Origin of the sequence: Thalassobius vesicularis (assembly GCF_004799325.1) — a bacterium.
GTDB lineage: Bacteria > Pseudomonadota > Alphaproteobacteria > Rhodobacterales > Rhodobacteraceae > Thalassobius > Thalassobius vesicularis.
Map to the genome: position 1 here is coordinate 490,857 of NZ_SSMD01000001.1, position 24,573 is coordinate 515,429.

The 24,573-nt window shown below is 65.9% G+C and carries 14 protein-coding genes; 6 read left to right on the forward strand and 8 right to left on the reverse strand.

The annotated features are described in order from the left end of the window. Positions 1–50: 50 nt before the first annotated feature. The 3 genes from phnD to E7681_RS02485 form a co-directional block, all read right to left on the reverse strand. On the reverse strand, positions 51–953 hold the full coding sequence (phnD, locus tag E7681_RS02475; RefSeq protein ID WP_136337671.1) for a phosphonate ABC transporter substrate-binding protein: 903 nt from the start codon (positions 951–953) through the stop codon (positions 51–53). A gap of 27 nt (positions 954–980) precedes the next feature. Further along, a complete protein-coding gene (phnC, locus tag E7681_RS02480) occupies positions 981–1,796 on the reverse strand; it encodes a phosphonate ABC transporter ATP-binding protein (RefSeq protein WP_136337672.1) in 816 nt (271 codons plus the stop codon). Between the two features lie 95 nt (positions 1,797–1,891). After that, positions 1,892–2,647, reverse strand: coding sequence for a WecB/TagA/CpsF family glycosyltransferase (locus E7681_RS02485; RefSeq protein WP_246032389.1), 756 nt, complete (start codon positions 2,645–2,647; stop codon positions 1,892–1,894). 200 nt (positions 2,648–2,847) lie between these two features. Between E7681_RS02485 and E7681_RS02490 the strand changes: the two genes are divergently transcribed. The 6 genes from E7681_RS02490 (at position 2,848) to E7681_RS02515 (ending at position 10,296) form a co-directional block, all read left to right on the forward strand. Next, positions 2,848–3,969 (forward strand): Gfo/Idh/MocA family protein, encoded by a 1,122-nt coding sequence (locus E7681_RS02490; RefSeq protein ID WP_136337673.1) that lies wholly within the window; start codon positions 2,848–2,850, stop codon positions 3,967–3,969. Beyond that, a complete protein-coding gene (locus E7681_RS02495) occupies positions 3,957–4,967 on the forward strand; it encodes an NAD-dependent epimerase/dehydratase family protein (protein ID WP_136337674.1) in 1,011 nt (336 codons plus the stop codon). The genes E7681_RS02490 and E7681_RS02495 overlap by 13 nt, the downstream gene beginning before the upstream one ends. Then, on the forward strand, positions 4,964–6,202 hold the full coding sequence (locus tag E7681_RS02500) for a glycosyltransferase family 4 protein (RefSeq protein WP_136337675.1): 1,239 nt from the start codon (positions 4,964–4,966) through the stop codon (positions 6,200–6,202). The genes E7681_RS02495 and E7681_RS02500 overlap by 4 nt, the downstream gene beginning before the upstream one ends. Beyond that, entirely contained in the window at positions 6,199–7,167 is a 969-nt protein-coding gene (locus E7681_RS02505; protein ID WP_136337676.1) for a glycosyltransferase family 2 protein, read from the forward strand. Before E7681_RS02500 ends, E7681_RS02505 begins: the two co-directional genes overlap by 4 nt. 7 nt (positions 7,168–7,174) lie before the next feature. Next, on the forward strand, positions 7,175–9,265 hold the full coding sequence (locus E7681_RS02510; protein WP_136337677.1) for an NAD-dependent epimerase/dehydratase family protein: 2,091 nt from the start codon (positions 7,175–7,177) through the stop codon (positions 9,263–9,265). A gap of 143 nt (positions 9,266–9,408) precedes the next feature. Next, on the forward strand, positions 9,409–10,296 hold the full coding sequence (locus E7681_RS02515) for a CpsD/CapB family tyrosine-protein kinase (protein ID WP_136337678.1): 888 nt from the start codon (positions 9,409–9,411) through the stop codon (positions 10,294–10,296). On the opposite strand, the gene E7681_RS02520 is transcribed toward E7681_RS02515, so the two are convergent. From E7681_RS02520 to E7681_RS02540, 5 genes are all read right to left on the reverse strand, one after another. Next, complete coding sequence (locus E7681_RS02520) at positions 10,297–11,622, reverse strand: Wzz/FepE/Etk N-terminal domain-containing protein (RefSeq protein WP_136337679.1); 1,326 nt, start codon at positions 11,620–11,622, stop codon at positions 10,297–10,299. Positions 11,623–11,960: 338 nt separating this feature from the next. Continuing rightward, on the reverse strand, positions 11,961–12,506 hold the full coding sequence (locus E7681_RS02525; RefSeq protein WP_211089754.1) for a 4'-phosphopantetheinyl transferase family protein: 546 nt from the start codon (positions 12,504–12,506) through the stop codon (positions 11,961–11,963). Between the two features lie 92 nt (positions 12,507–12,598). Further along, positions 12,599–17,101, reverse strand: a complete 4,503-nt coding sequence (locus E7681_RS02530) for a MupA/Atu3671 family FMN-dependent luciferase-like monooxygenase (RefSeq protein ID WP_136337681.1) — start codon at positions 17,099–17,101, stop codon at positions 12,599–12,601. Between the two features lie 21 nt (positions 17,102–17,122). Then, positions 17,123–18,142 (reverse strand): glycosyltransferase family 2 protein, encoded by a 1,020-nt coding sequence (locus tag E7681_RS02535; RefSeq protein ID WP_136337682.1) that lies wholly within the window; start codon positions 18,140–18,142, stop codon positions 17,123–17,125. Beyond that, entirely contained in the window at positions 18,139–24,471 is a 6,333-nt protein-coding gene (locus E7681_RS02540; RefSeq protein ID WP_136337683.1) for a type I polyketide synthase, read from the reverse strand. Before E7681_RS02540 ends, E7681_RS02535 begins: the two co-directional genes overlap by 4 nt. Positions 24,472–24,573: the final 102 nt, after the last annotated feature.

Consider the following 24,573-nt stretch of genomic DNA (forward strand, 5'->3'; position numbering starts at 1 on the left):
ACCTGCGGAAAAAAGGCAGGCCCCCGGACGGAGGCCTGCCGTGTTGCGACTTAGTTCGACTTCAGCTTGCGGGCTTCGATGATCACGTCATAGGCGTCATGGGTGATCGGCATGAAGCCTTTGGCGTCGCCTGCGGCCACACCGTAGAAGCACTCGTCGTCCATCGACTTGAGCGAGGCCATCAGGCCGGTCATCTTCAGCTTGACGTTTTCCGGCAGGGCCTTGCGCAGAACGACGGGGCCTTCGGGGATCGGCTTCGACTTCCAGATCTCGACCAGGTCGTTCATGTCGACCAGGCCAGCGTCGACGGCCTTGCGCAGCGCGCCCGAGCTGTAGCCGTCTTCCCAGTTGCCCAGACCGTCGGCCCAGGTCACACCGGCGTCGATGTCACCGTTGGCGACGGCGACGATGGTTTGTTCGTGACCGCCGGTGAAGCGGACTTCGCCGAAGTAGTCGCCCGAGGTCATGGTGGCGCCGGTCACCAGCGGGATCTCGATCGAGGGGATCAGGAAGCCAGAGGTCGAGTTCGGATCGCCGAAGCCAAAGACTTTGCCTTTGACGTCTTCCAGTTTGGTGATGCCGCTGTCCTTGCGAGCGAAACCGATGGAGTAGTAGCCGTAGCTGCCGTCGTTGTTGACCTTGACCAGCACGGGTTCCACGGCTTCGGGGTCGGACAGGTAGGTTTTGGCATAGCCCGACGCGCCCAGCCAGGCCATGTCGATGGTGCCACCCAGCAGGCCCTGGATCACGCCGTTATAGTCGGCAGGGGCGAACAGCTTGGTTTCGACGCCCAGCAGGTCCTGGGTCTTGGCGCGCAGGCATTCGTTGCTGTTCAGGCGGTCTTGGGCGTTTTCACCGCCCAGGATGCCGATGCGGAATTCGGTGATCTCGTCCGCCAGAACCGGGGTGGTCAGGGCAGTGGTTGCCAGAACGGCAGCAATCAGTTTTTTCATCGTCTCTCTCTCCGATTGTGATGAAGGTCAGGCCCTTTCGGCCCGTTTCGCCTGAGTGGGGCGGTCCAGCGTGTCGATGCTGGTGCTGGTCGCGGCCTCGGAAAACGAGGCGTCCGCGCCATAGATGTCCCGCGCCACGCCGGTGGTCAGCTGGGCGGGGGTTCCGTCGAACACCACGCGGCCGGCGCGCATCCCGATGACGCGGTCGCAATAGCGGCGGGCGGTGTCCAAAGTGTGCAGGTTGGCGATGACCATGCGGCCGTCCTCGTCATGGATGCGGCGCAGGTCGTCCATGACGATCTGGGCATTCATCGGGTCGAGCGACGCAATCGGTTCATCGGCCAGAACGATCTTTGGGTTCTGCATCACGGCGCGGGCGATGGCGACGCGCTGTTGCTGACCGCCGGACAGGGCCTCGGCCCGTTTGGCGGCGTGGGCGGCGATGCCCAGGCGATCCAGAATGTCGATGGCGCGGTGGATGTCGGCCTGCGGATAGAGGTTGAACATCGTCGCAATGGTCGAGCGGCGGTTCAGCGTGCCGTGCAGCACGTTGGAAACAACATCCATCCGCGGCACAAGGTTGAACTGCTGAAAGATCATCGCGCAGTCGGCCTGCCAGCGGCGCTTGTCCCCACCCTTCAGCGCGCTGATTTCGCGGCCTTCGAAGGTGATGGTGCCCGAGGTCTCGGTTTCCAGACGGTTCAGCATCCGCAGCAGGGTGGATTTGCCCGCGCCCGACGCGCCGATCACGCCGATCATCATCGGACGGTCGAAATGAAGGCTTACGTTGTCGACGGCCTTGTTCGCGCCGAATGCCTTGGTCAGGTTCTGAATGGTCAGCATGCGTTTCCCCGCTTTCTGAGCGAGCGAGGTACGGGGCGACCGACAAGGAAATTTAAAGAAACGCTGAAACTTTTGTGACGGTGGGCGTCAGGCCGTCAGTTGCGCCCCCGCATCGAGAGCGACTGAAACAGGTGCCCCGGCAGGATGCGAAAGCACCGCATGTAGCGCATGAACAGGCGGCCGGGGTTTTCCAGCATCCGCCAGAGCCACTCCATTTGGATGGCGCGCACCCAGCGCGGCGCGCGTTTCTGTTGGCCCGACAGGAAATCCAGCCCCGCGCCAATCGAGGCGAACCCGACCGAGGGCGCGACGGTGCGGCCGTGGGCGGCGAACAGCTCTTGCTTGGGGGCGCCAAGGGCGATGAAGCACAGGCCGATCCCGGCGGTTTGCAGGCGGGTCAGGATCGCGTCGGCCTCCTCCCCCTGCGGGTCGAACCCAAAGGGCGGCGCGATGCATTCGGTGACGCGCAGCCCCGGCACTTGGTTCGTCAGCGTGGCGGCAGCGCGTTCCAGACTGGGCTGGGTGGTGCCGACCAGCGCCACGGGCACATCGGCCTGCGCGGCCAGATAGCACAGCGGCAGGATCATGTCCGAGCCGGGCAACAGTTGCAGCGGCTGACCGGCAAGGCGCGACATCCAGACGATGGGATTGCCGTCGGCAACGATCAGATCCTGCGCCTGATAGGCCGCGCGGAACCCGTCATCGGTGCGCAGCTTGACCAGGTGATCCAGGTTCAGCGTGGCCAGCGCAAACCCCTGACGCGCGGCAAACCGGGCCAGAACATGCGATCTGAGCGCGTCCCAGTCGGGCACGTTGACCGCAAGCTGATAGGTTCCGATAATGAATTGCACGCCCAGCCGCCCCTTGTTTGCGCTGGCAGAATAGGCGGCGGACGTTCCAAGGCAAAGGCTCTTTCCCCGAAACGGCTTTGTCAGGGACAAACTGTTGACATTTTCTTATGCTGTTCTGCGGCAATGGGCAGTAAACACGACGGTTTCGCAACAATGCGGGTGGTCATGGCAGCAAAACTCCAAACGCAGGGGCGCCGGGTATGAGCGGCGTCACCCTGATCGGATGCGGATTCGTCGCGGATCTGTACATGCGCTCGCTTCAGGCGTCGGGGATTCCCGTGCTTGGCGTCTACGACATGCGGGCCGAGCGGCTGGCCCAGTTCTGCGCGCATTACAACGTGCCCCGGCTGGACAGCCTTGAGGCGCTGTTCGCAGCACAACCCCGCGACGGGGTGATCCTGAACCTGACCAATCCCTCGGCCCATTACGAGGTGAACCGCGCCTGTCTGATGGCCGGGCACCATGTGTATTCGGAAAAGCCGCTGGCGCTGGACATGGCCCACGCGTTGGAGCTGCACGAGATGGCGGCCGAACGCGGGCTGCTGCTGGCCTCGGCCCCCTGTTCCGTGCTGGCCGAGGCCGCGCAGACGCTGGCCAAGGCGGTGCGCGACGGCGTGGCGGGGGTGCCCCGGCTGATCTATGCAGAGCTGGACGACGGCTTCATCCCGCAAGCCCCGGTGCAGGACTGGCGCAGCGAAAGCGGCGCGCCCTGGCCGTGGGAGGACGAGTTTCAGGTCGGCTGTACCCTTGAACATGCGGGCTATTACCTGACCTGGCTGATCGCGATGTTCGGCACGGTGCGCAGCGTGACGGCGGCCTCGGCCCATGTGATTCCCGACAAGCTGGGGGTCAGCGGGGCGGCGCCTGATTTCTCGGTCGCGACGCTGTTCTTTGAGACCGGCGTTGTGGCGCGGCTGACCTGTTCGATTGCCGCGCCGCATGACCACCAGATCCGGGTGATCGGTGACGCGGGCGTGCTGGCGCTGCACAAGGCGTGGGACAACGGGGCCAAGGTGAAATTCCATCGCCGGATGCGGATCAGGCGGCGTTTGCTGGAAAACCCGCTGGGGCGGCGCATCAAGCTGGCCGGGCCGACGCATCCCAAGGTGGGGCGGTGGGGCGCGGCCTCGATGAATTTCGCGCTGGGACCGGCCGAGATGCTGGAGGCGATCCGCGAGGGTCGCCCCTGCCGTCTGTCCGCCGAATTCGCGCTGCACCTGAACGAGGTGACGCTGGCGATCCAGAACGCGGGCGACAGCACTGGCGCGCAACAGATGACCACCCGCTGCGACCCGATGGAGCCGATGCCATGGGCGCGATGACGATCCTGATCACCGGGGCTGCGGGCTATGTCGGGCGGGCCACCGTCGCGGCAGCCCGTGCGCGCGGTCATCACGTGGTGGCCGTGGTCCGGCTGGCCGGCGTGATCCCGGATGGATGGGAGGGCGACGAGGCCATCGAGATCCTTGAGGCGGACCTGTCGCAGCCCGACGCGGTGGCGCGGCTGGACATGACCGGCATCGACGCGGTGATCCACGCCGCCGCCAGCCTGTCGGGCGACGACGCCCAGCAACAGGCGCAAACACTGGCCGGAACCCGTCACCTGATCGCGGCGCTTCAGGGCGCAGAGGAGCTGCCGAGGATGGTGCTGGTCAGCTCTCTGTCCGTCTATTCGGGGGGCGAGGCCACGCCGGGCGGCGTGATCGACGAGACCTCTCCGCTGGAGCGCGAGGGCGATCAGCGCGACGCCTATTGCCGGGCCAAACTGGCGCAGGAGGAGCTGACCGCCGATGCGATCCTGGACCTGGGTGGCGAGCTGCGGGTGATGCGGATGGGCGCGATTTTCGGGCCGGAGCGGCTGTGGAACGCCCATGTCGGGCCGGGTTTCGGGCCGATCGTGCTGCGGCTGACGGCGGGCGGGGAAATCCCACTGTGCCATATCGACCACGCCGCCGATGCGCTGGTGCGCGCGGCGGAAACCCCGGTGCCGGACGGGCCGGACGGCGCGATCGAGGTGCTGAACCTGGTCGATGACGACCTGCCGGATCGGGTGCGGTTCCTGAACGCGATGGCGCGGACGGGCTGGCCCAAGGTGATCGTCCCCGTGCATTGGCGCCTGTTCGATCTGGCGGGGCGTCTGCTGTCGTGGCTGCCCGGACGGCCCGGTATCCTGCGCGCGCCGGTGCTGCGCGCCCGGATGATGCCGCTGCACTACCCCAACGCCCGGCTGAAGGCACGGCTGGGCCACACCGACCTGCCCGGATTCGAGCGCGCCTTTGCCCAGTCGCTGACCGCCGCCCAGCCCGAGGATATCGCATGAAGATCGCCTACCTGACCGGCGAATACCCACGCGCCACCGACACCTTCATCCAGCGCGAAGTGGCCCAGCTGCGCACGCAGGGGTTCGAGGTGCAGACATGCTCGATCCGGCGGACGGGGGTCGAACATCTGGTTGGCCCCGAGCAACGCGCCGAGGCGGCGAACACGTTCTATGTGCTGGCCGCGACGGCCCGTCCGCTACGCTCGCTGCGCGCCCATTTCGGGGCGCTGCGGCGCAATCCGGGTGGCTGGTGGCGTGGGCTGAAGCTGGCGTTGAAGACGTCTCCGGGTGGGGTGAAGGCGGGGCTGTATCAGCTGTTCTACTTTGCCGAAGCGGTGGTTCTGGCGGATGAATTGCGCGCACAGGGCGTGCAGCATTTGCACAACCACATCGCCAAGGCCAGCTGCACCGTCGCCATGCTGTGCCGTGAAATCGGTGGCATCCCCTACAGCTTTACCATGCACGGGCCGGACATCTTCTTTGAACCCATACGGTGGCGTCTGGATGAAAAGATCGCGCGGGCGTCGTTCGTCGCCTGTATCTCGGATTTCTGCCGGTCGCAGGGGATGGTGTTTTCGGACCCAAGCCATTGGGATAAAATGCATATCGTGCATTGCGGGGTTGAGCCTGCGCGCTATCAGCCGCCCTCGGATCGTCCCGGCACGCGGGCGCTGTTCGTCGGGCGGCTGGCGGCGGTGAAGGGCATTCCGGTGCTGTTCCAAGCCATGCAAGGGCTGCTGCGCGACCACCCCGATTTCCGCCTGACCCTGATCGGTGACGGGCCTGAGCGGCAGGCGCTGGAGGCGCAGGCGCAGCGGATGGGGCTGTCCGATCACGTCGATTTCGTGGGCTACAAGTCGCAGGACGAGGTGGCGCAGGCGCTGACGCAACACGACCTGCTGGTGCTGCCCTCGTTCGCCGAAGGGGTGCCGGTGGTGCTGATGGAGGCGATGGCCGCCGAGCTGCCCGTCGTCACCACCCAGATCGCGGGTGTGCCGGAACTGGTGCAGAACGGCCTCAGCGGTCGTCTGGTCCCGCCGGGGGATGCCGAGGCGTTGCGCGCCGCGCTGGACGAGGTGCTGCGCGACCCCGCGCGCGCCGCCGAGATGGGTCAGGCCGGGCGCGCCCGTGTGCTCGATCAGTTCGACATCCAGAAAGAGGCCGCATGGCTGGGCACCCTGCTGCGTGGCTATATCGCGGGCACCCCGCCCACCACGAAACGAGGTGACGCATGAGCTCGATCGCCGCCGTCGCCATTGGCCGCAACGAGGGGGAGCGGTTGCGCCGCTGCCTGACCTCGCTGGTCGCGCAGGCGGAGCGGGTGGTTTACGTCGACTCGGGTAGCACCGATGACAGCGTGCAGATGGCGCGCGGCATGGGGGTGCAGGTGGTGGAGCTGGATACCTCGGTCCCGTTTACCGCCGCACGGGCGCGCAATGCGGGGTTCGAGGCGTTGAAGCCCGACCTGCCCGACTACGTGCAATTCGTCGATGGCGATTGCGGCGTGCAAGCCGGCTGGCTGGCCATTGCCGCCGCCGAGCTGGACGCCCGGCCCGAGCTGGGCATCGTCACCGGCTGGCGGCGCGAAATTCACCCCGAGCGCAGCGTCTATAACGCCATCGCCGATTTCGAATGGCACCGCCCGGCAGGCGAGATCGCGGCCTGTGGCGGCGACATGATGGTGCGCGCGGCGGAGTTTGACGCCCTGGGTGGGTTCAACCCCGTGGTCATCGCCGCCGAGGATGACGAGTTCTGCGCCCGGATGCGTAAATCCGGCAAGACCCTGTGGCGACTGCCGCAACAGATGACGATGCATGACGCCAACATGACCCGGTTTTCGGAGTGGTGGCGGCGGGCCGTCCGCTCAGGCCACGGGTTCGCGCAGGTGGGCGCCCTGCACCCCGAACATTTCGTGGCCGAGCGCAAACGCGTCTGGGTGTTTGGCGCGATCCTACCGGCGGTGACGCTGATCGGGCTGGCGCTGGGGGTCTGGCCGGTGCTGCTGATCGCAGGGGCCGCCTATGGGCTGTCGTACTTCCGCACGGTTTCCGGGCTGCAACACGAAGGGCTGACGCGGGCTGAGGCAAAACGTCTGTCCGTCTTGTTGAGCCTGTCGAAAATCCCCAACTTTTGGGGGATGCTGACCTATTACAAACGCCGCATGACCGGCGCTGAAATGCGATTGATCGAGTATAAGTGAGGACAAGATGAGCGGAGCCATCAAGGTGGGCCTGATCGGGGCCGGGTATATCGCAACGTGGCACGCGGACGCGATCCGCGCCTGCCCGGATGCGGAACTGGCATGCATCTGCGACGTGTCCTCGACCGCGGCCAAGGGGATGGCCGAGGGGTATGGCGTGGCGGCTTATACCTCGGTCGCCGACATGGTTGCGGCTGGGGCCGTGCAGGCGGTACACATCCTGACGCCGCCCAACCTGCACCACGCGATTGCGCTGGAATGCATCGCCGCCGGGCTGCATGTCATCGTGGAAAAACCAGTGGCGCTGAGCCTGGCCGAGACCCGTGAAATCGTCGAAGCCGCGAAGGAAAAGGGCGTTCAGTTTGCCGCCGGGCATAACTTCCTCGGGGTGCCGAGCTATGGCCGGTTGAAGGCAGCGGTGCAGGCGGGCGATCTGGGCAAGGTGTCCAACGTCGAGGTGAACTGGGCACTGCCGATGGGGCCGCTGCGGGCGGGGCCGTATAACCTGTGGCTGCTGCGCGACCCGCAGAACATGCTGCTGGAACTGGGCGCGCACCCCTATGCCTTTGCCTGCGACCTGCTGGGCGAACTGGAGATTCTGTCCGCCGAGATCGGCCAGACCATCACCCTGCCCGGCGGCGCCGTGCGCCCGCAAAGCTGGCGGGTGCTGGCGCGGGCGGGGGCTGTGGACGTGGCCTTCAATTTCTCGCTGGTCGAGGTGTTCGACGACCGCTCGGTCACGGTGCGCGGCTCGACCGGGTTGGCGCGGCTGGATTACGCGGCGGATACTCTGGTGATCCAGCAGGAAAACACCGCCGATCTGGTGATGAACCCGCTGTTCAAGCAGCTGAATCTCAGCTGGCAGCACCTGCGCGAAGGCGTGGTGAATGCGGCGCGGCAGACCGTTTCGCTGAACCAGAAATCGCCCTATGGGCTGTCGTTCCGGGGGACGGTGAACGCGATTTACGATTCCATACGCCACCGTACGCCGATGGACGCCCGCTATGACGGGGCCGCCGCGCAACAGGTTATGGGCGCGCTAGAGGCGACGCTGGCCAAGGTGAAACTGCCCAAGGACCCCAAGCCGAAAAAGGGCACGCCGAAGCCCACCGTGATGGTGATCGGCGGCACCGGGTTTATCGGGCGCAACCTGACGCGCGAACTGGTCGCGCGGGGCCATGACGTGCGGGTGCTGAGCCGCGGCAAGACCGGCCCGTTCGACGACATCGCGGATCATGTAGAGACGGTCAGCGTCTCGCTTTCCGACAAGGCGGGGCTGGTCGCCGCGATGGACGGGATCGATGCGGTGTTCAACCTGGCCAAGTCGCTGGACAAAACCTGGGAAGACGCGCTGAAAAACGACGTGGGCGTTGCCGTGCGCGTGGCCGAAGCCTGCCTTGAGGCGGGCGTGAAACGGCTGATCTACACCGGCACGATTGCGTCCTACGACATGTCCAGCCCGGATGTAAAAATCACCGAGGACACCGATTTCGGCGAGATGGAGGAGCGGAACCTTTACGCCCGCTCCAAGGCGGAATGCGAACGCCGCCTGCTGGAGATGCACGAGCAGCGCGGCCTGCCCGTCACCATCGCGCGCCCCGGGATCGTGGTCGGCGAAGGTGGGCCGTTGCAGCATTGGGGCATCGGGCGCTGGCATGGCGCGGGCGCGGTGCGAATCTGGGGCCAAGGGCGGCACAACCTGCCCTTCGTGCTGGCCGATGATGTCAGCGACGCGCTGATCCGCATGATGGAGCAGGACGCCGCCGTGGGCCAATCCTTCAACCTGATCGGAGAGCCGATGATGTCCGCGCAGGACTATTTCAACGCGATCCATCAGGCGACGGGCGCGAAAATCCGCGTGGTGCCGGGCGATCTGACCAGCTTTTACGCCGCCGACGGGGTGAAATTCGCGCTCAAGAAATACGTGCTGCGCAAGAAGGGGTTGGTGCGGCCCTCGCTGTCGGATTGGAAGTCGCGCGCGCATTATGCGCAGTTCGACAACGCCCGGCCCAAGGCCGTTCTGGGCTGGAAACCCGAATCCGACCGGGCGCGGTTTGTTGAAAAAGCGATCAGCAGGGCCAATCTCTTTGGGATCTAGGGCGGTTCACCGGAAATGCTGTGTTTCTGGCTTATTTTCGCCTAAGTGTTTTTGTTTGTTAGGCGTGAACAAAACCCGGGAAATCCTCGGGTCGTTGACGCGATGACCATGTAACAGGAGCCCCCACCGGGGGTGTTGAGCCAATGGTGAAATACGTTCTGCGCCGGAACCGGACGGAGACCGAGCAACCGAAAGAGGCGAAATCCGCGCCTCTGCTGGAACGCGTCGCCCGCCACGCCGCAGAGGCGGAGGCGCAAGAACGCGTCGTGCGCGCCGCGCTGCGCACGCCCGAGCCCGCGCCGAAACGCGATGTTTGGCACGCTCTGCCGCAGATTCCGGTGGATGGCCGCCTGATGGACGAGCACCTGATCATCACCGCCACCCGCCATGACCCCGCCCATGCCACGTTCGACGTGCTGCGCACACGGCTGGTGCAGACGCTTTCCGAAAAGGGGTGGCGGCGGGTTGCGATCACCTCGCCGACCAGCGGGTGCGGCAAAAGCTTTGTCTCGCTGAACCTGGCGATCACGCTGTCGCGCTATGACACGTGCCGGACGGTGCTGATGGATATGGACCTGCGCAAACCCAGCCTGGCCGGGCTGTTGGGCATTCCCAATCCGGGCAGCATGGGCGACTGGCTGCGCGGAACCCGCCGGACGGACCAGCAATTCCGTCGCTTTGCCCCCAACGGGCTAAAGATCGGTGACACGCTGGCCGTGGGCCTGAACGATCGCCCCGAACCCTATGCCGCCGAGCTGCTGCAAAGCCCGGACACCCGCGCCCGCATCGAACAGATGGAGGCAGAACTGGCCCCCGATATCGTGCTGTTCGATCTGCCTCCGGCCTTGGCGCAGGACGATGTGATTGCGTTCCGGCAGATGTTCGACGGTGTGCTGATGGTGGCGCGCGGGAACCAGACCAAGTCTGCCGAAATCCGCGAAGTCATGCGCCGACTGGGCGAGGACGTACCGCTGTTGGGCGTGGTCCTGAACGGGGCCGAAGGCGCCCCGACCGAGGAATACGGCTATTGATCAGCCGCGCTGCGCCCGCGAGGTGCGGCGGAAGACATTCAGCATATCCACCAGATCCAGCACGCGCCCCTTCATCAGGGCCGATGCGCCGGCGATCAGTGCCAGCAGGCCGGTAATCCAGGCCAGACGGCGACGACGGCGGCCCTTTTGGCGATCAAGGTTCGGGATCACGACGACCGGGCGGATATCCAGCTCTTTCTCAAGCTGCGCGGCGGTGCGGACACGGGCGTTCATGAACTCCAGCCCCAGGGCCAGACCCAGCGCCAGCATCAGCGAGGCCATGCCCCCCATCATCGCCAGCTTGCGACGGCCCGACGACACCGGGTATTCCGGCACGATCGCGGTTTCCAGCACCTCGAAGCGTTCGAACTGGTTCTGGCTTTCCAGCTGGCGGTTCATGGCGGCCTCGGCGCGGCGGGTGGTGACGACGCTCAGCTCGTCCTGCAGCTGGGTCAGCTCGCGCTCCATCGCGCTCAGCTGGCGCTGAACTTCGGGCGCGGCGGTCAGGGCAGCGGCCAGGATCGAGATCCGCTCCTCCAGCAGCAGTTTCTGCTGACGCAGCAGGGTGGTCTGGCGGTTCAGGTCCTCGGTGCGCAGGCGGTCGGCGTTGGTTTGCAGGTCCAGCAGCTTGCGCTCGATATCCAGTTGGTTGTCCTTCAGCCGGGTCAGCTGACCCTGCTGGGACACCAGGTTTTCGGGCAGTGACGCCTGATTCAGGGTCTTGTAATCGGCCAGCTTCTGCTCGGCCTCGGCGATGGCGGCGCTGACGCGCGCCTCTTCGCCCTCAAAGAAGGCGAGCGTCCGCTCGGCGCGGCTGGCGCGGCGCGATTTGCCCTCGACCAGCACGCGGGACAGCAGATCGTTGGCCACATCGGCGGCCAGCTGGGCGTCGCCCATGCGGACGGTGATGATCAACCCCGAGGGCTGCACGTCCGGGCGCCAGGCTTGCTCGGCGTCGATCAGTTCCTGGATGGTGGCGGCGCCACGCAGCAGGCCGACCTTTTGCGCCATCGACATGGCGGCGTCACCGGCGAACAGGTCGAACTTCTCGATCACCTCGATCAGGCTGTCGCGCGACATCAGCTTTTGTTCGATCAGCTTCAGCCGGGTTTCAACGGCATTGCTACGCTGAGCGCCGGGAACGGCCAGATTTTCCTCGACCTGCGCCATCTCGATCTGGATGACGGCGGTTGCCTCGTACACGGCCGGACGGCTGAGCGCATACATCACCGCCGCGGCCGAGCCGATGACAGTGACCGCAACAATCAGCCAAAAACGACGCAGCACGGCGGCAATGATCGCGGAAATCGAAAACGTCTGGCCCATGTGGTTCCCTCATACGGTGGACGTCGCCAGGCGCAGATAGACTGACCCGGGTCGGTTACAAGAATGAGGCACCTTCCGGCCCCCGACACATGTTTGTGTCTGAAAGCTGCCTTGATTACGTCACAATTTAACCCGCCCGCCACATTCTTTCCATCTTTTAGCTGGACGGGTTTGGAAACAATACATTTCACCTGCGGGAACCACCGCCACAGTTTCGCCGCATTTGGGCGAAAATGGCCAATTTTGCCCGGATTTGCCCCATTGAATGCGGCAAAAACTCGGCAAAACGCTCGTTTCGGGGCGATTTCAAATGTGGCGAAATTGGGGATTTCTCGGGATCAGGCCAACGTGACCGCAGTCACAATGTGGCCCGAATCGATGGCAAAGCGGCCATCCAGCGCGTTGCCCGGCCGGAACGGGCCAGCCGAGATGCGGAAGCGCGCCGAGAACTGTCCGGCGCGGTCCCAGGTGACCTGCATATCGTGGAACCCATAGAGCGTGCGGCTGATCGGAAACTGCGCCTTGTAGGCGGCTTCCTTGGCGGAAAACACCAGCTTGGCCATTTGTCCGGGGTGTTGCGCGGTCAGCACGGAGGCACGTTCTTCGGGCAGCAGGATCTCGTCCCACAGATCCTCGGGCAGATCGGAATCGTCCTCGACATCCAGCCCCAGCGTGCGTGCGGCACGGGTGACGACGGCCAGGCACAGATCATCGCAATGGGTGATCGAGCCCACATAGCCGCGCGGCCATTGCGGCACACGGTCGGCGTCGGGCAGGATCGGCACCAGCGGTCCGCCAAGGGCCGAGAGCGCCTCGCGCGCGGCGGTGCGGCCGGCGGTGAATTCCATGCGGCGCTTGGGGACGGCCTGCGTGACGTGGGTCATTTCCTCGGGGTACAGAAACCCCGAAGGGCGCCGGGGGTCTGATACCCCGACGCCCACCGGGCAATCGAACAAGGATATGATCCGGTCCGGTGTCATCCGGCACGTGTCATGCGGCGGGCGCGCATCTCGCGCCGGCGGGCCATCGCGTCGGAACGGTCGGTGTTGTCCGCCTCGGGTGCGGCGGGGCCAGAGTCGCTGGGGCCGCCCGTCATCTCGATCACTTTGGCGGACAGGGCCGACAGCACCGGGAAGCGGAAGATGTCGGTGATCGACAGCTTCTCGGCCCCCAGTTTCTGGCGGATTTCCCGGTGCGCCTGAACGGCCAGCAGGGAATGCCCGCCAAGGGCAAAGAAGTTGTCCTTGCCGCCGATATTGCTGACGCCCAGGATGCGCGACCAGATCGCGGCGATGTCCTGTTCCACGGTGTTTTCGGGTGCGACATAGGCGGCCTGCTGCTGGCTGCCCCCTTCGGTCGGCGCGGGCAGGGCCTTGCGGTCGACCTTTTTGTTCGGGGTCAGCGGGAAGGCATCCATCCGCACAAAGGCTTGCGGCACCATGTAGTCGGGCAGCGCGGCAGAGAGACGCTCGCGCAGCTTGATCTGACACACGTCGCCCGCGGCGGTGTAGTAGCCGACCAGACGCAGGGCACCCGGCGTATCCTCGCGCGGGATGACGACGGCCTGACGGATCGCCGGGTCGGCATCCATCAACGCCTCGATCTCGCCGAGTTCAATCCGGTAGCCGCGGATTTTGACCTGGTGATCGGCGCGGCCGATGAAGTCCAAACGCCCGTCATCGCGCCAACGGACCAGATCGCCGGTGCGGTACATGCGGTTGCCCGCGATGAACGGGTCCGCGACAAAGCGTTCCTCGGTCAGGTCGGGGCGCTGCCAGTAGCCGCGGGTGACGCCTGCGCCGCCGATGTAAAGCTCGCCCGCCGCACCGATGGGCACGGGCTGCATCGCGTGGTCCAGAACATACACCTGCGTATTGGCGATGGGGGTGCCGACGTTCACGATGTTTTCGCCCATGCCTGCCGTCTGGGTCGTGGACCAGATGGTGGTTTCGGTGGGGCCATACATGTTTTCAATCGTCGCGCGGGTGGTTTCGCGCAGGTCGCTGACCAGCGCACCGGGCAACGCCTCGCCCCCGATCATCAGGTGCTTGACGCGGCCAAGGGCAAAGCGCGCCTCGTCGTTCATGGCGATCATGCGGGCCATCGACGGGGTGCATTGCAGGTGGGTGACGTTGTGGCGGACGATCTGCGCCGCGATCGAGAAGTCGTCGGCGGGCAGGTCCTCGGCCATGTTGGACAGCTCGCGCACCTTGGCCAGATGTTGCAGCCCGTTCAGCACGGTCTGTTTCTCGATGCCATAGTCGATCAGGCAGGCGATTTCGTCCACGCCGATGCGTTTCAGCTGTTCCACGCGGGTCAGGCAGTCATCCACGGTGCCGAACAGGCCGGAATCCTCGAAATAGCGCAGGAAGGCGAATTCCAGGATGGCGTCCAGTTCCTCGTCGGACAGGGTGCCGAGGTCCAGCTCGAACGGGTTCGAGACCCCCTCGGGCCGTTTGAACGCCGGGAAGACCCAGGCGAATTGCTTGATCAGCGCGGCGGCCGAGGCAAGGTACGCCTTCATCGGGCCACGGGCGATGTCGCGGGCTTTTTCACGGTCTTCGGCGACGAAGGTGTGCAGCATCAGCGTGACGGTGAAATCGGCCGGGTCATGACCCGCTTCGCGCAGCGCGTCGTGATACAGGCGGATCTTGCCGCCGACCTCGTCAATCGACTGGCCCAGCAGGTGGGTCAGCACGTTGGCACCGATCTTGCCGGCCTCGCGCCAGGTGTCGGGGTTGCCCGCGGTGGTGACCCAGACCTCCAGCTTTTTCGAGACGGGGCGCGGCTGCGTGACCACGCCATGCATCGAGCCGTCGGCCATCGGGAACTGCACCTCTTCGCCCTTCCACAGCTTGCGCAGGGTTTCGATGCTGTCCAGCATGGCCTGTTTGTTGTTGGGCGGGCTGTTTTCGGGGCGCAGCACGAAGTCATGCGGCTGCCAGCCCGAGGCGATGCCAAGCCCGGTGCGCCCGTTGGTCAGGTTGTCGATGACGGCCCATTCCTCGGCGATCCTTGCGGGGTGGTGCAGGGGGGCGACGCAGCTACCGGCACGGACGGCCAGGTTTTTCGTCAGCGCAGCAACGGCAGCACCGGTGACGGACGGGTTCGGATAGGGGCCACCGAAGGCGTGGAAGTGGCGCTCGGGCGTCCAGACGGCGACGAAGCCGTTGTTGTCGGCGAATTTCGCGCCCTCGAACAGCATCTCGTACTTGTCGCGACCGACGCCATCGTCATTGCCCCAGTAATACAGGCTGAACTCCATCTCCTTGCCGGTGACATTCATCGCGCCGGACGACACCAGCGCGCGGCTTTCATCCCCGCTGACCACCAGCTTGAAGCCACGGGCGAGGGTATAGAACAGCTCCAGCACCGAGATGTCGAAGGACAGGCTGGTTACGGCCAGCCAGGTGCCGCCGTCATGCGCGATACGGTCGTCCATGCCGGTGAAGAAGTTGGACACGTTGCGGTGTTCCACCATCACGCCCTTGGGCCGCCCGGTCGAACCCGAGGTGTAGATCATATAGGCCAGGTCCGCGCCCTGAACACCGCTATCCAGATTGTCGGTCGGCGCGGACAGGATCGCGGGGTCGGTGTCGATGCTGACGACCTGGGCATTGCCTGCGGGCAGGTCCGCGATCAGCGCCTGTTGGGCGACGATGACGGGGCAGGCGGAATCCTCGATATAGAGCGCGATGCGATCCGCCGGAAAGGCCGGGTCCAGCGGGACATAGGCGCCGCCCGCCTTCAGGATACCCAGCGCGCCGATCAGCAGGTGGGTCGAGCGTTTGGTGTGCAGCCCCACCAGCGTGCCGGGCTGGACGCCCTTGGATTTCAGCACATGGGCCAGCTGGTTGGCGCGCAGGTTCAGCTCGGCATAGGTCAGGGTTTCGCCCTCGAACACCAGCGCGGTGGCGTCGGGGGTCTTGGCAACCTGGCGTTCGAACATCTGATGGATGCAGGCGTTGGCGTCATAGTCCGCAGCGGTGGCGTTCCAGTCGGTCAGGACCAGTTGGCGTTCCGCATCCGGCATGATGTCCAGATCGGCGACCGGGCCGGAGGGCGCGGTCAGCTTGGCCAGACGGGCGGCCATACGCTCCAGCGCGTCCTGCGAGACACGGGCGGCGTCGGCGATCAGCTTGGCCTGACCATCGGCCATGAACAGGGTCATCGCCGCGCCGGGGGCCTGGGAAGGGACCAGCGAGAGCGCCACATCCGGCGCGGCGATATCTGCCAGATCGGGGCGGCGGATCAGGGCATCGCGCGGAAAGCCGCCCTTGTCCTGCGCCTTGGCGATCTGCTTGCATACGGTAGCGTATTGTTCGGCGGCGTCGGCATGCAGATCCACGCGGATCGGCGCCCAGCCGGTGACATGCGGCGTGCCCGCGCCCAGCACCAGCGCCACATCGGTGGCGTCGGTTCCGGCCAGCCGCGCGGCGATCAGCGCCATCGCGGGGAACAGGCCGTCATGGGCGGTCAGCGCCAACTCGCGCACGCCGGTGTCACGAGTCGGCGTGAAGGCCAGACGCGCAGGGGTGTAGCTGTCCAGCGTGGCGCGATAGGCAAGTTCAGCCGCGATGGCGGGTTTCATCGCCTCGGTCAGCGCGGCATCGGGCGTATCAAGCACCTCGCCCGCCTTGGGCAGGCGGTTTTGGTTCAGGAAGGTCAGCCCGGTCAGGCAGATCGCGCCGTCCGCAGTGGCGACGGTCAGCATGTCCTTGGTGGTTTCCAGAACGGTGCCGGGGGTACCTGCGCCCTCAGCCGGTTCGGCGTGACGCACGGCAATCACGGTGTCGCCTTGCTGCACCTTGGGCAGGAACAGCGGGTTGCGGAATGTGTCGTGGTCCAGCGCCTTGACGGTGCGGGTCAGGTCCGCCGTGGGGCGGGCAAAATCCAGCACGGCGGCAGCGGCGGGCCGGTCCTTCAGCGCGAAATAGCTGCGCTGCGACAGGTCCTGTTTCTGGCGGCGCAGCCCGTGTTCCAGCTGGTCGACAAGGCCGGGGAAAGTATCGATCGCGGCCTCGTAGCAGCGAGTGTTCAGGGTCAGCGCGGTGTCGTCGGGGTGGATGACGAACGTGGCCTGCGAGAGGATGTCGCCCTCGTCGATCCCGCCTTCGATCAGGTGCCAGGTGATGCCGTGCTGTGCCTCGCCGTTCAGCTGCGCCCAGACCGGGGCATTCAGGCCGGCATAGCGCGGCAGCGGGCCGTCGTGGAAGTTCACCGCCCCCTTGGCCGCTCGATCCAGCAGCGGCTGCGGGATGATGTCCAGGTTCGCGACGGACAGCAGCCAGTCATAGGTCAGCGCCTCGGGGACATCCGCCAGCGCGGCCACGGGCAGCCCCTTGCCTGCCGCCCATCCGGCGACGGCGGGGTTGCGGGTCACGACGGTGGCAATCTGGTGCCCCTTGCTCAGCAGCACCTCGCCACATTGGATGGCAAGCGATTCATTCCCGATCAACAGCGTGGAAAACTTGGACATAGTCACAACTCCGGTAAGCCGTCAGACGTTCGAGCGGTCAGCCGGAACCGCACGTCTGGGGCTGGTTTCGCGCGCCCCACCCAGGGCACGCAGGGCGAATTTCAGATCATGGCGCAGCAGCGTCCGCAGGAAATGCGGCGGCGTGCCGGTTGGTTTACGCTCTAGCGTGCGGCGCAGCCAGTTCAAGCCGCCCCCCAGCAGATGGGCGCAGGTCGCGGCGGCCGCATAGGCGACGCCATGGTTTTTCACGAAATAATGCAGGCGCGAGTCGTACCAGTAATCCGGCACGCGCGCCCATTCCTTCATCCCCGTCGAGACCGAGCCGATATGCATCACGTGGCTATCCCGGACATAAAGCGACTGATGCCCGGCGCGGTGGGCGCGCAGGAACAGGTCGGTTTCCTCGAAATAGAGGAAGAACGTCTCGTCGAACGTGCCCATCTGGTCCAGCACCGATTGGCGCATCAGGATGCTGGCCCCGGAAATCCAGTCGGCCCGGGTGTCCTGATCGGGCAGCGGGCAGGCGATGGTACGGTCGCGCAGCAGACGCGTCACCGGGCCAAAGCGGATCGCGCTTTCGAACTCGGACGCGATCGAGGGGAAGCGGAACAGCGTCTCGTGCGGCTCGCCCTCGGGGCCGTGGATGTAGCTGCCGGCGCACCACAGCGTCGGGTCGGCCAGCAGGGGCCGCAGCAACAGCTGGATCGCGTCGGGCGCGGGGAAGGCGTCGGAGTTCAGCACGTAGACGAATTCGGGCTTGCTGCCGTCGCTCAGGCCCGCGCGGATGCCGACGTTATTGCCCGCGCCAAAGCCGCCGTTGCGGCCCGATTGCACGACGCGGACGCGGTTGCCCTTGGTCCAACCCTGCGCTGCCGCATGGTCTGCCATCTTCTGGAACGACCCGTCGCCCGAGTCGTTGTCCACGACGATGATTTCTCCGGCAAGGCCCTGCATGGCGCGCAGGGCATAATCCACCGCGCGCAGGGTCATGTCAGGCGTGCGCCAGTTCAGCACGACGGTCAGGATACGGGGCTGGCTCATTCTGCGGCCTCCTTCAGCGGGAGGGGGTCTGGCTGCGCCTCGGCGCGGGTGATGCAGTCGCGGATGCGGGCTGCCAGAACGCGGACGTTCGGCTCCAGCACCATCGAGTCGTGGTCGCCCGGCACCTCGTAGACCTCGATCTGCGGGGCGTGCCCGGTCCAGTCGTTATCGTCCAGCACATAGGCGCGTTCCGAGTTCACCCAGCGCCCCGGCCCGACCTGCCACTTGCCGACCAACGGCGGGCGGAACAGGGCCAGCGGGCCGTCCCACGGGCGGACCTGGTACTTGGCGACAGCGGCGAGGAACGCCGCCTCGATCTGTGCATTGTGGAACGAATGGCTGGGCTGCGGCGCGTCCTGCGTACCGCGGCGCTTGGCCAGCTCCCACTTGATGCGGTTGGTGGCCCAGCGGGCGATGTAGCCCAGACCGCCGGCCTTGAGTTCCTGTTTCTGGATCTCCATCCGGTCCGCCTTGGACAGCGGGCGGCGCACCGGCAGCGGCGTGTCGAGCATGACCAGCAAAGACACCTCCTCGCCCGCCGCGCGCAGTTGCTGCGCGATCTCGTAGGCGGTGATGCCGCCACCCGAGAAGCCGCCGACCATGTAGGGCCCGTGCGGCTGCACTTGGCGCATCTCGGCGATGTAATCGGCGGCGGCCTGGGTCAGGTCGTCATGCGGCGCGTCCTCGCCATACAGACCGCGCGCTTGCAGGCCGTAGAAGGGGCGGTCGTGGCCCAGAAGGTGCGCCAGATGGCGCAGATTCAGCACGTTGCCGAACATGCCCGCGACCAGGAAGAACGGCGTGTTCGGACCGCCCTCGCCCGCGTGCATCGGCACGATATGGGTAAAGCGGCGCTGCGGTTTCGCGGCTTTGGGCGCGTCCTCGGGCTGGACGCCTGCGGCGATGCCACCTGCATCCGCGATCAGGGCGGCACATTTGCGGATCGTCGGGGCCTCGAACAGGACGGAAATCGGGAAATCGACGCCGAACGCCTTTTTCACCTTGGCGAACAGGCGCACCGCGACCAGCGAGTGACCACCGAGGTCAAAGAAGCTGTCCTCGGCCCCGATCTGTCCGACCCCCAGCAGGTCCTCCCAGATCTCGGCTAGCTGCGCTTCCAGCCCCGGCTCGGGCGCGACGTAATCGCTGTCCAGCTCGGGGCGGTCGAATTTCTGCTCGGTCGAGGGCGCGGCCTCGGTCACGGCGGTTTGCGCGATCAGCCCGTGCAGGTCCATCGAGCTGATGACCACCTGCGGCAGACCCGAGGCGAGCGCGGCCATGAACGCCTGCGCGCCTTCCTCTGGCCGGATGCCCTGCGAGAGGTTGTGTTGCAGGCGCAGTTCGGCCGGCGACAGCGGGCGATGCGCGGATTGCGCGGGTTTGGGCTCGGGCGCGCGGGCAAACTCGGCACCGCGTTCCAGTCTGCGGATGGTAAAGCCCTGCACCTCGACACATACGGTGCCGTCTGGTTTGCAGATCGTCACGTCAAAGCTGGCGGTCTGGCTGTCGGCAGCGTTGGCCCCGGCGTTGCGCACATGGCTGACGATCTCGCGCCCAATCGGCGCATGGACACGGACGCGGGCATAGGACATCGGCACCCACAGGTGGGTCGGCTGGTAGCCCTCGATCAGTTCCATCGCCCAGCCGGTGGCCAGGTCCATCAGGCCGGGATGCAGGCCGCAATCGTCTTTGTATGCCGCGGATAGCGACAGCCGCGCGATCCCCTCGCCCTGCCCCAGCGCGGTCTCGCGCAGGACGTGCCAGCGCGGGCCGAAATTCAGGTGCGCCTCTTGCGGCGAACGCAGGTGCGTGTCCGAGCGCTGCACACGCGGGCAACGGGCGGTGATCGCGGTCAGGTCCAGCGGCGCGGGCTGCGTCAGGGGCAGCAGCGACAGCTCGGCCTGCGCGTTCAGATCAGGCGCGGCACCAGCGGCGGCGCTTTCCACGCGGAAATCATACCCGATGTCCGAGCGCGGCAGCGTCACCGTCACCTGACGCCCGGCCCCGTCCACTTGCAGCGGCTGGAGGAAGGTCAGGTTGCGGATCTCGAACGCGCCGGGTTCACCTTGGGCGCGCAGCGCCTCGTACGCCAGTTCCAGATAACCGGTGCCGGGCAGCAGCGCGTCGCCTGCGCGGGTCTTGTGGTCGTGCAGAACCCAGCGGTCAGCGACGGTGTAATCGGCGCCAAAGGTGCGTGCACCCTCGGCGTCGAAGCTGGCCCAATCCAGCAGGGTTGCGGTGATCGGCTGTTGCGGCGCGGGGTCGTGGCCGGTGCGGGCGGCCATCGCCTCGGCCGCCATGCCGACGCCCGTCCAGATGCCCCAGTCGATGGCCAGCACGCGGGTCTTGCCGCCCTGACGGGCCTTGGCAAAGGCGTTCAGGTATTCGTTGGCAGCAACGTAATCGACCTGACCGGCGGGGGCCGTGACGGTGGACGACGAGGAGAACAGCACCATCCAGTCCAGCGCCCCATCGGGGAACAGCGCGTCCAGCACCTGGGTGCCGTGGATTTTCGGGGTGAACACGTCCTCGATATCCGACAGGGATTTGCCCAGGATCGGCGCGTCGCTGATGACGCCGGCGGCGTGGACGACGCCCTTGATCGGGCCAAGCGCGGCTTCGGCCTGCGCCTTGGCGGCCTTCATCTCTTCGACGTTGGAGACATCGGCGGCGATGACCATGACCTGCGCGCCCGAGGCTTCCAAATCGCGGACGGCCTGAATGCGGCGGACAATCGCGGCATGGGGCGCGGTCTTGGCGATCACGTCATCCCATTCCGCACGATCCGGCAGGGCCGAGCGGGACAGCAGCACGATCGGCGTCTTGTGTTGCGCGATCAGCGCCTTGGCGACGGTCAAGCCAATGCCGCCGAAGCCGCCGGTGATCAGCACCGGCGCGTTGGTGATGTCCGGCTGCGCCTCCAGCGGGGCGGCGCGCCAGATCTGGGCGAACCGCTTGTCGCCACGCAGCGCCGCGACCGAGTTCGAGGGGTTCGCCAGCATCTCCTCCAGGATCGGCAGGATATCCATACGCTTGCGTTTGGTGTCCACGTCCAGCACGGCGCAGGTCAGGCCCGGGAATTCCCGCGGGATGACGCGGGCGGGGCCCATGACGGTGGATTTCTCGGGGTAGGGCAGCACTTCCTGGCGGACCTGCGCGGCGCCCGAGGTAAAGACGGACAGGTGCGCCTGTTCCAGCCCCTCATCGGCCAGCGCCTGCGCCAGGAACATCAGGCTGTAGAACCCCTGTTCCACATTGCGGTGGAAAAAGCTGGAGCCGGGGCGGAACGTTTCCCGATCCGTCACCAGCCAGAAATGCGCGATGCGATCGGGCAACGCGCCCTCGACCGCCAGCGCCTGAATCAGGTGGTCGTAATCCTCGCGCCCGCGTTCGGGGGACAGGACGTAATCGTCGCCCGACAGCTTGCCGAACCCGTCACCGGGAATGACGGTGACGACGCGGTGCCCGCCGTCGCGCAGGCGGGTGACGGCCTGCTCGGCCAGCCCGGTGTCGTCCTTGAAGACCAGCCAGGTTTGCGGCGCGCCCAGCTCGGTTTCCACGTCCAGATCAATGTCCGCGAATTGCGGCTTCCAGAACGGCCGATAACCCCAGCTTTCGGGGTTGTCCGAGCGCATGAGGAACTCCTCGCCCTCGTCCGCCCGCGCCTTGCCGGGTTCGATGAAATAGTCGCTGCGCTGGAAGGCATAGGTCGGCAGCGGCACGCGGTTTCGCCGCCCCTCGCCCCAGATTTGCGCCCAGTCGAAATCCACACCCACGGCCCAGACGCGGCCCAGCATGGCCATGAAATACTTGTCGTCAAAGATCGCGTCGTCGGGGTGGCGCAGGGTGCCGATGACCTGATTGGCCTGCACATTCGGGTGCTGCCCGGTCAGCGAGGACAGCGCCTTGCCGGGGCCGACCTCGATATAGATACGCTCGGGCGTCTCGGACAGCGCGGTGATGCAATCCGCGAAATGCACGGTGCCGCGCAGGTGTTGCACCCAGTAATCGGGGCTGGTGGCCTGCTGGGGCGTGATATACGCACCCGTACGGTTCGACACGAAGGGGATCTTCGGCGCGCTGAGTTTGATGCTGCGCAGGTAGTCGCCAAAGCGTCCCAGGATCGGCTCCAGCATCGCGGAATGCGCGGCGATGTCGATCGGGATGCGCTGCGCCTGAATGTCCATCTTTGCCAGCGTCTCGGCCAGCCGATCCAGCGCGGCCTGTGGACCCGAGGCGACGCTGAGGCCGGGCGCATTGACCGCCGCCAGATCCAGATCATCGCCCAGCAGCGGGCTCAGTTCGGCGGCGTCCATCGGGACGCTCAGCATCCCACCAGACGGCACCGTATCGAACAGAGAGCCGCGCAGATGCACCAGCCCGATGCAATCCTCGAACGACATCACGCCGGCCAGACAGGCGGCGGTGTTTTCGCCCATCGAATGACCGACCAGAGCGGCCGGTTTGACACCCCAGGACATCCACAGCTGCGCCAGCGCGTATTCGGTGATCATGATCAGCGGCAGTTGCAGGCTGGGACGGCGCAGGGCCTCGTCGGCCCTTGCCCGGTCGGCCTCCTCGGGCAGCCACAGCGCGCGGATGTCGGCGTCGGTCAGAGTGTCCAGATGGGTCAGGCCGCGATCCATCCATTCAGCGAAAACCGGCTCTGTCTCATACAAATCCCGCGCCATGCCCGCGTATTGCGCACCGCCGCCGGGGAACATGAACACCACGTCGGGCGCGTCGCCCACGACCTGATGCTGGAACACGCGGCGGGGGTCGTTGTCGCGCAGCAGTTGGGCGGCTTCTGCATGACTGTCGGCCACCACGACCATACGGCGATCAAACGCACGGCGACCGTGTTTCAGGGTCCAGGCGATGTCGGCCAGCGGCTGATCGGTGGCCTCCAGATGCTCGGCCAGTTTGGCGGCGCTCCCCTCCAGCGCCTTTTTCGAGCGCGCGGATAGCGTCAGTAGTTGAAACGGAAAATCCGCCTCGTCCGAGGCGGCGCGTTGAGGGGCTTCCTCCAGCACGACATGGGCGTTGGTGCCGCCAACCCCAAGCGAGTTCACACCGGCCCGACGCGGGCCTTTGTGGCTGATCCAATCCGTCAGCCGGTCGTTCACCCGGAACGGCGAGCCGTCGAAATCAATCGCCGGGTTCGCGGCCTCATAGTTCAGCGAGGGCGGCATTTGTTTATGCATCAGCGCTAGGCTGGCCTTGATCAGGCTGGCCACACCTGCCGCCGTATCCAAGTGGCCGATGTTAGTTTTCACCGAGCCAATCCGGCAGAACCCCACCTCATCCGTGGTTTCGCGGAAGGCGCTGGTCAGGGCGGCAACCTCGATCGGGTCGCCCAGATAGGTGCCGGTGCCGTGGCATTCGACGTAGTCAATCGTGTCGGCCGGGATGTTCCCCAGCGCGTGCGCGTCGGCAATTGCGGCGGCTTGGCCCTCGACGCTGGGGGCCAGATACCCGGCCTTGTCGGCGCCATCGTTGTTGACGGCCGAGCTTTTGATGACCGACCAGATGTGATCGCCATCGCGGATCGCGTCCTCCAGCCGGCGCAGCACGACAACACCGGCGCCCGAACCGAACACCGTCCCCTGCGCGCGATGGTCAAACGCGTGGCAATGACCGTCGGGCGACAAGATCTCGCCCTCTTTGTACAGATACCCGCGGGCGTGGGGCAGCTCGATGGTGACCCCCCCGGCCAGCGCCATGTCGCATTCGCCGTTCAGCAGCGACTGGCAGGCGTAATGCGTCGCCACCAGCGAGGTCGAGCACGCCGTCTGCACGTTCACCGACGGCCCTTTGAGGTTCAGGATGTGGCTCAGCCGGGTGGACAGGAAATCCTTGTCGTTGCCGGTATGGCGCAGCAGGAACATGCCCACGTTCTGCACCATGTCGGGGTTCGAGCAGATGTTGAAATAGAAATAGCTGCCCATGCCGCAGCCCGCGAAAACCCCGATAGGGCCGTCGAAATGTTCGGGCATATGCCCGGCGTTTTCCAGCGCCTCCCAGGCGACCTCCAGGAACTGGCGGTGCTGCGGGTCCATGATCGCGGCGTCCTGCGGGCCAAGGCCCCAGAAATCGGCGTCAAAGCCCTTGAACCCGTCCAGCACGGCGGCGGCGGGCACGTAATCGGGGCGGTCGATCAGATGCGCGGCCTCGCCTGCCTCGATCAGGTCATCCCGAGTCAGGTGACGGATGGATTCGACGCCATCGCGCAGGTTCTGCCAGTACTGCTGAACCGTCTGCGCGCCCGGAAGGTGCGCAGCCATGCCGACGATCGCAATATCGGCGCTGGAATGCTGTTCGTCCGTCATTCGACCCACTCACGCAAAAATCTTCGACCTTATGTGCCAAGAAAATAAGGTCTGAATAGGGCGAAGGCATGAATTTCTGGCCAATTTCCGAGTTTTCGCGGA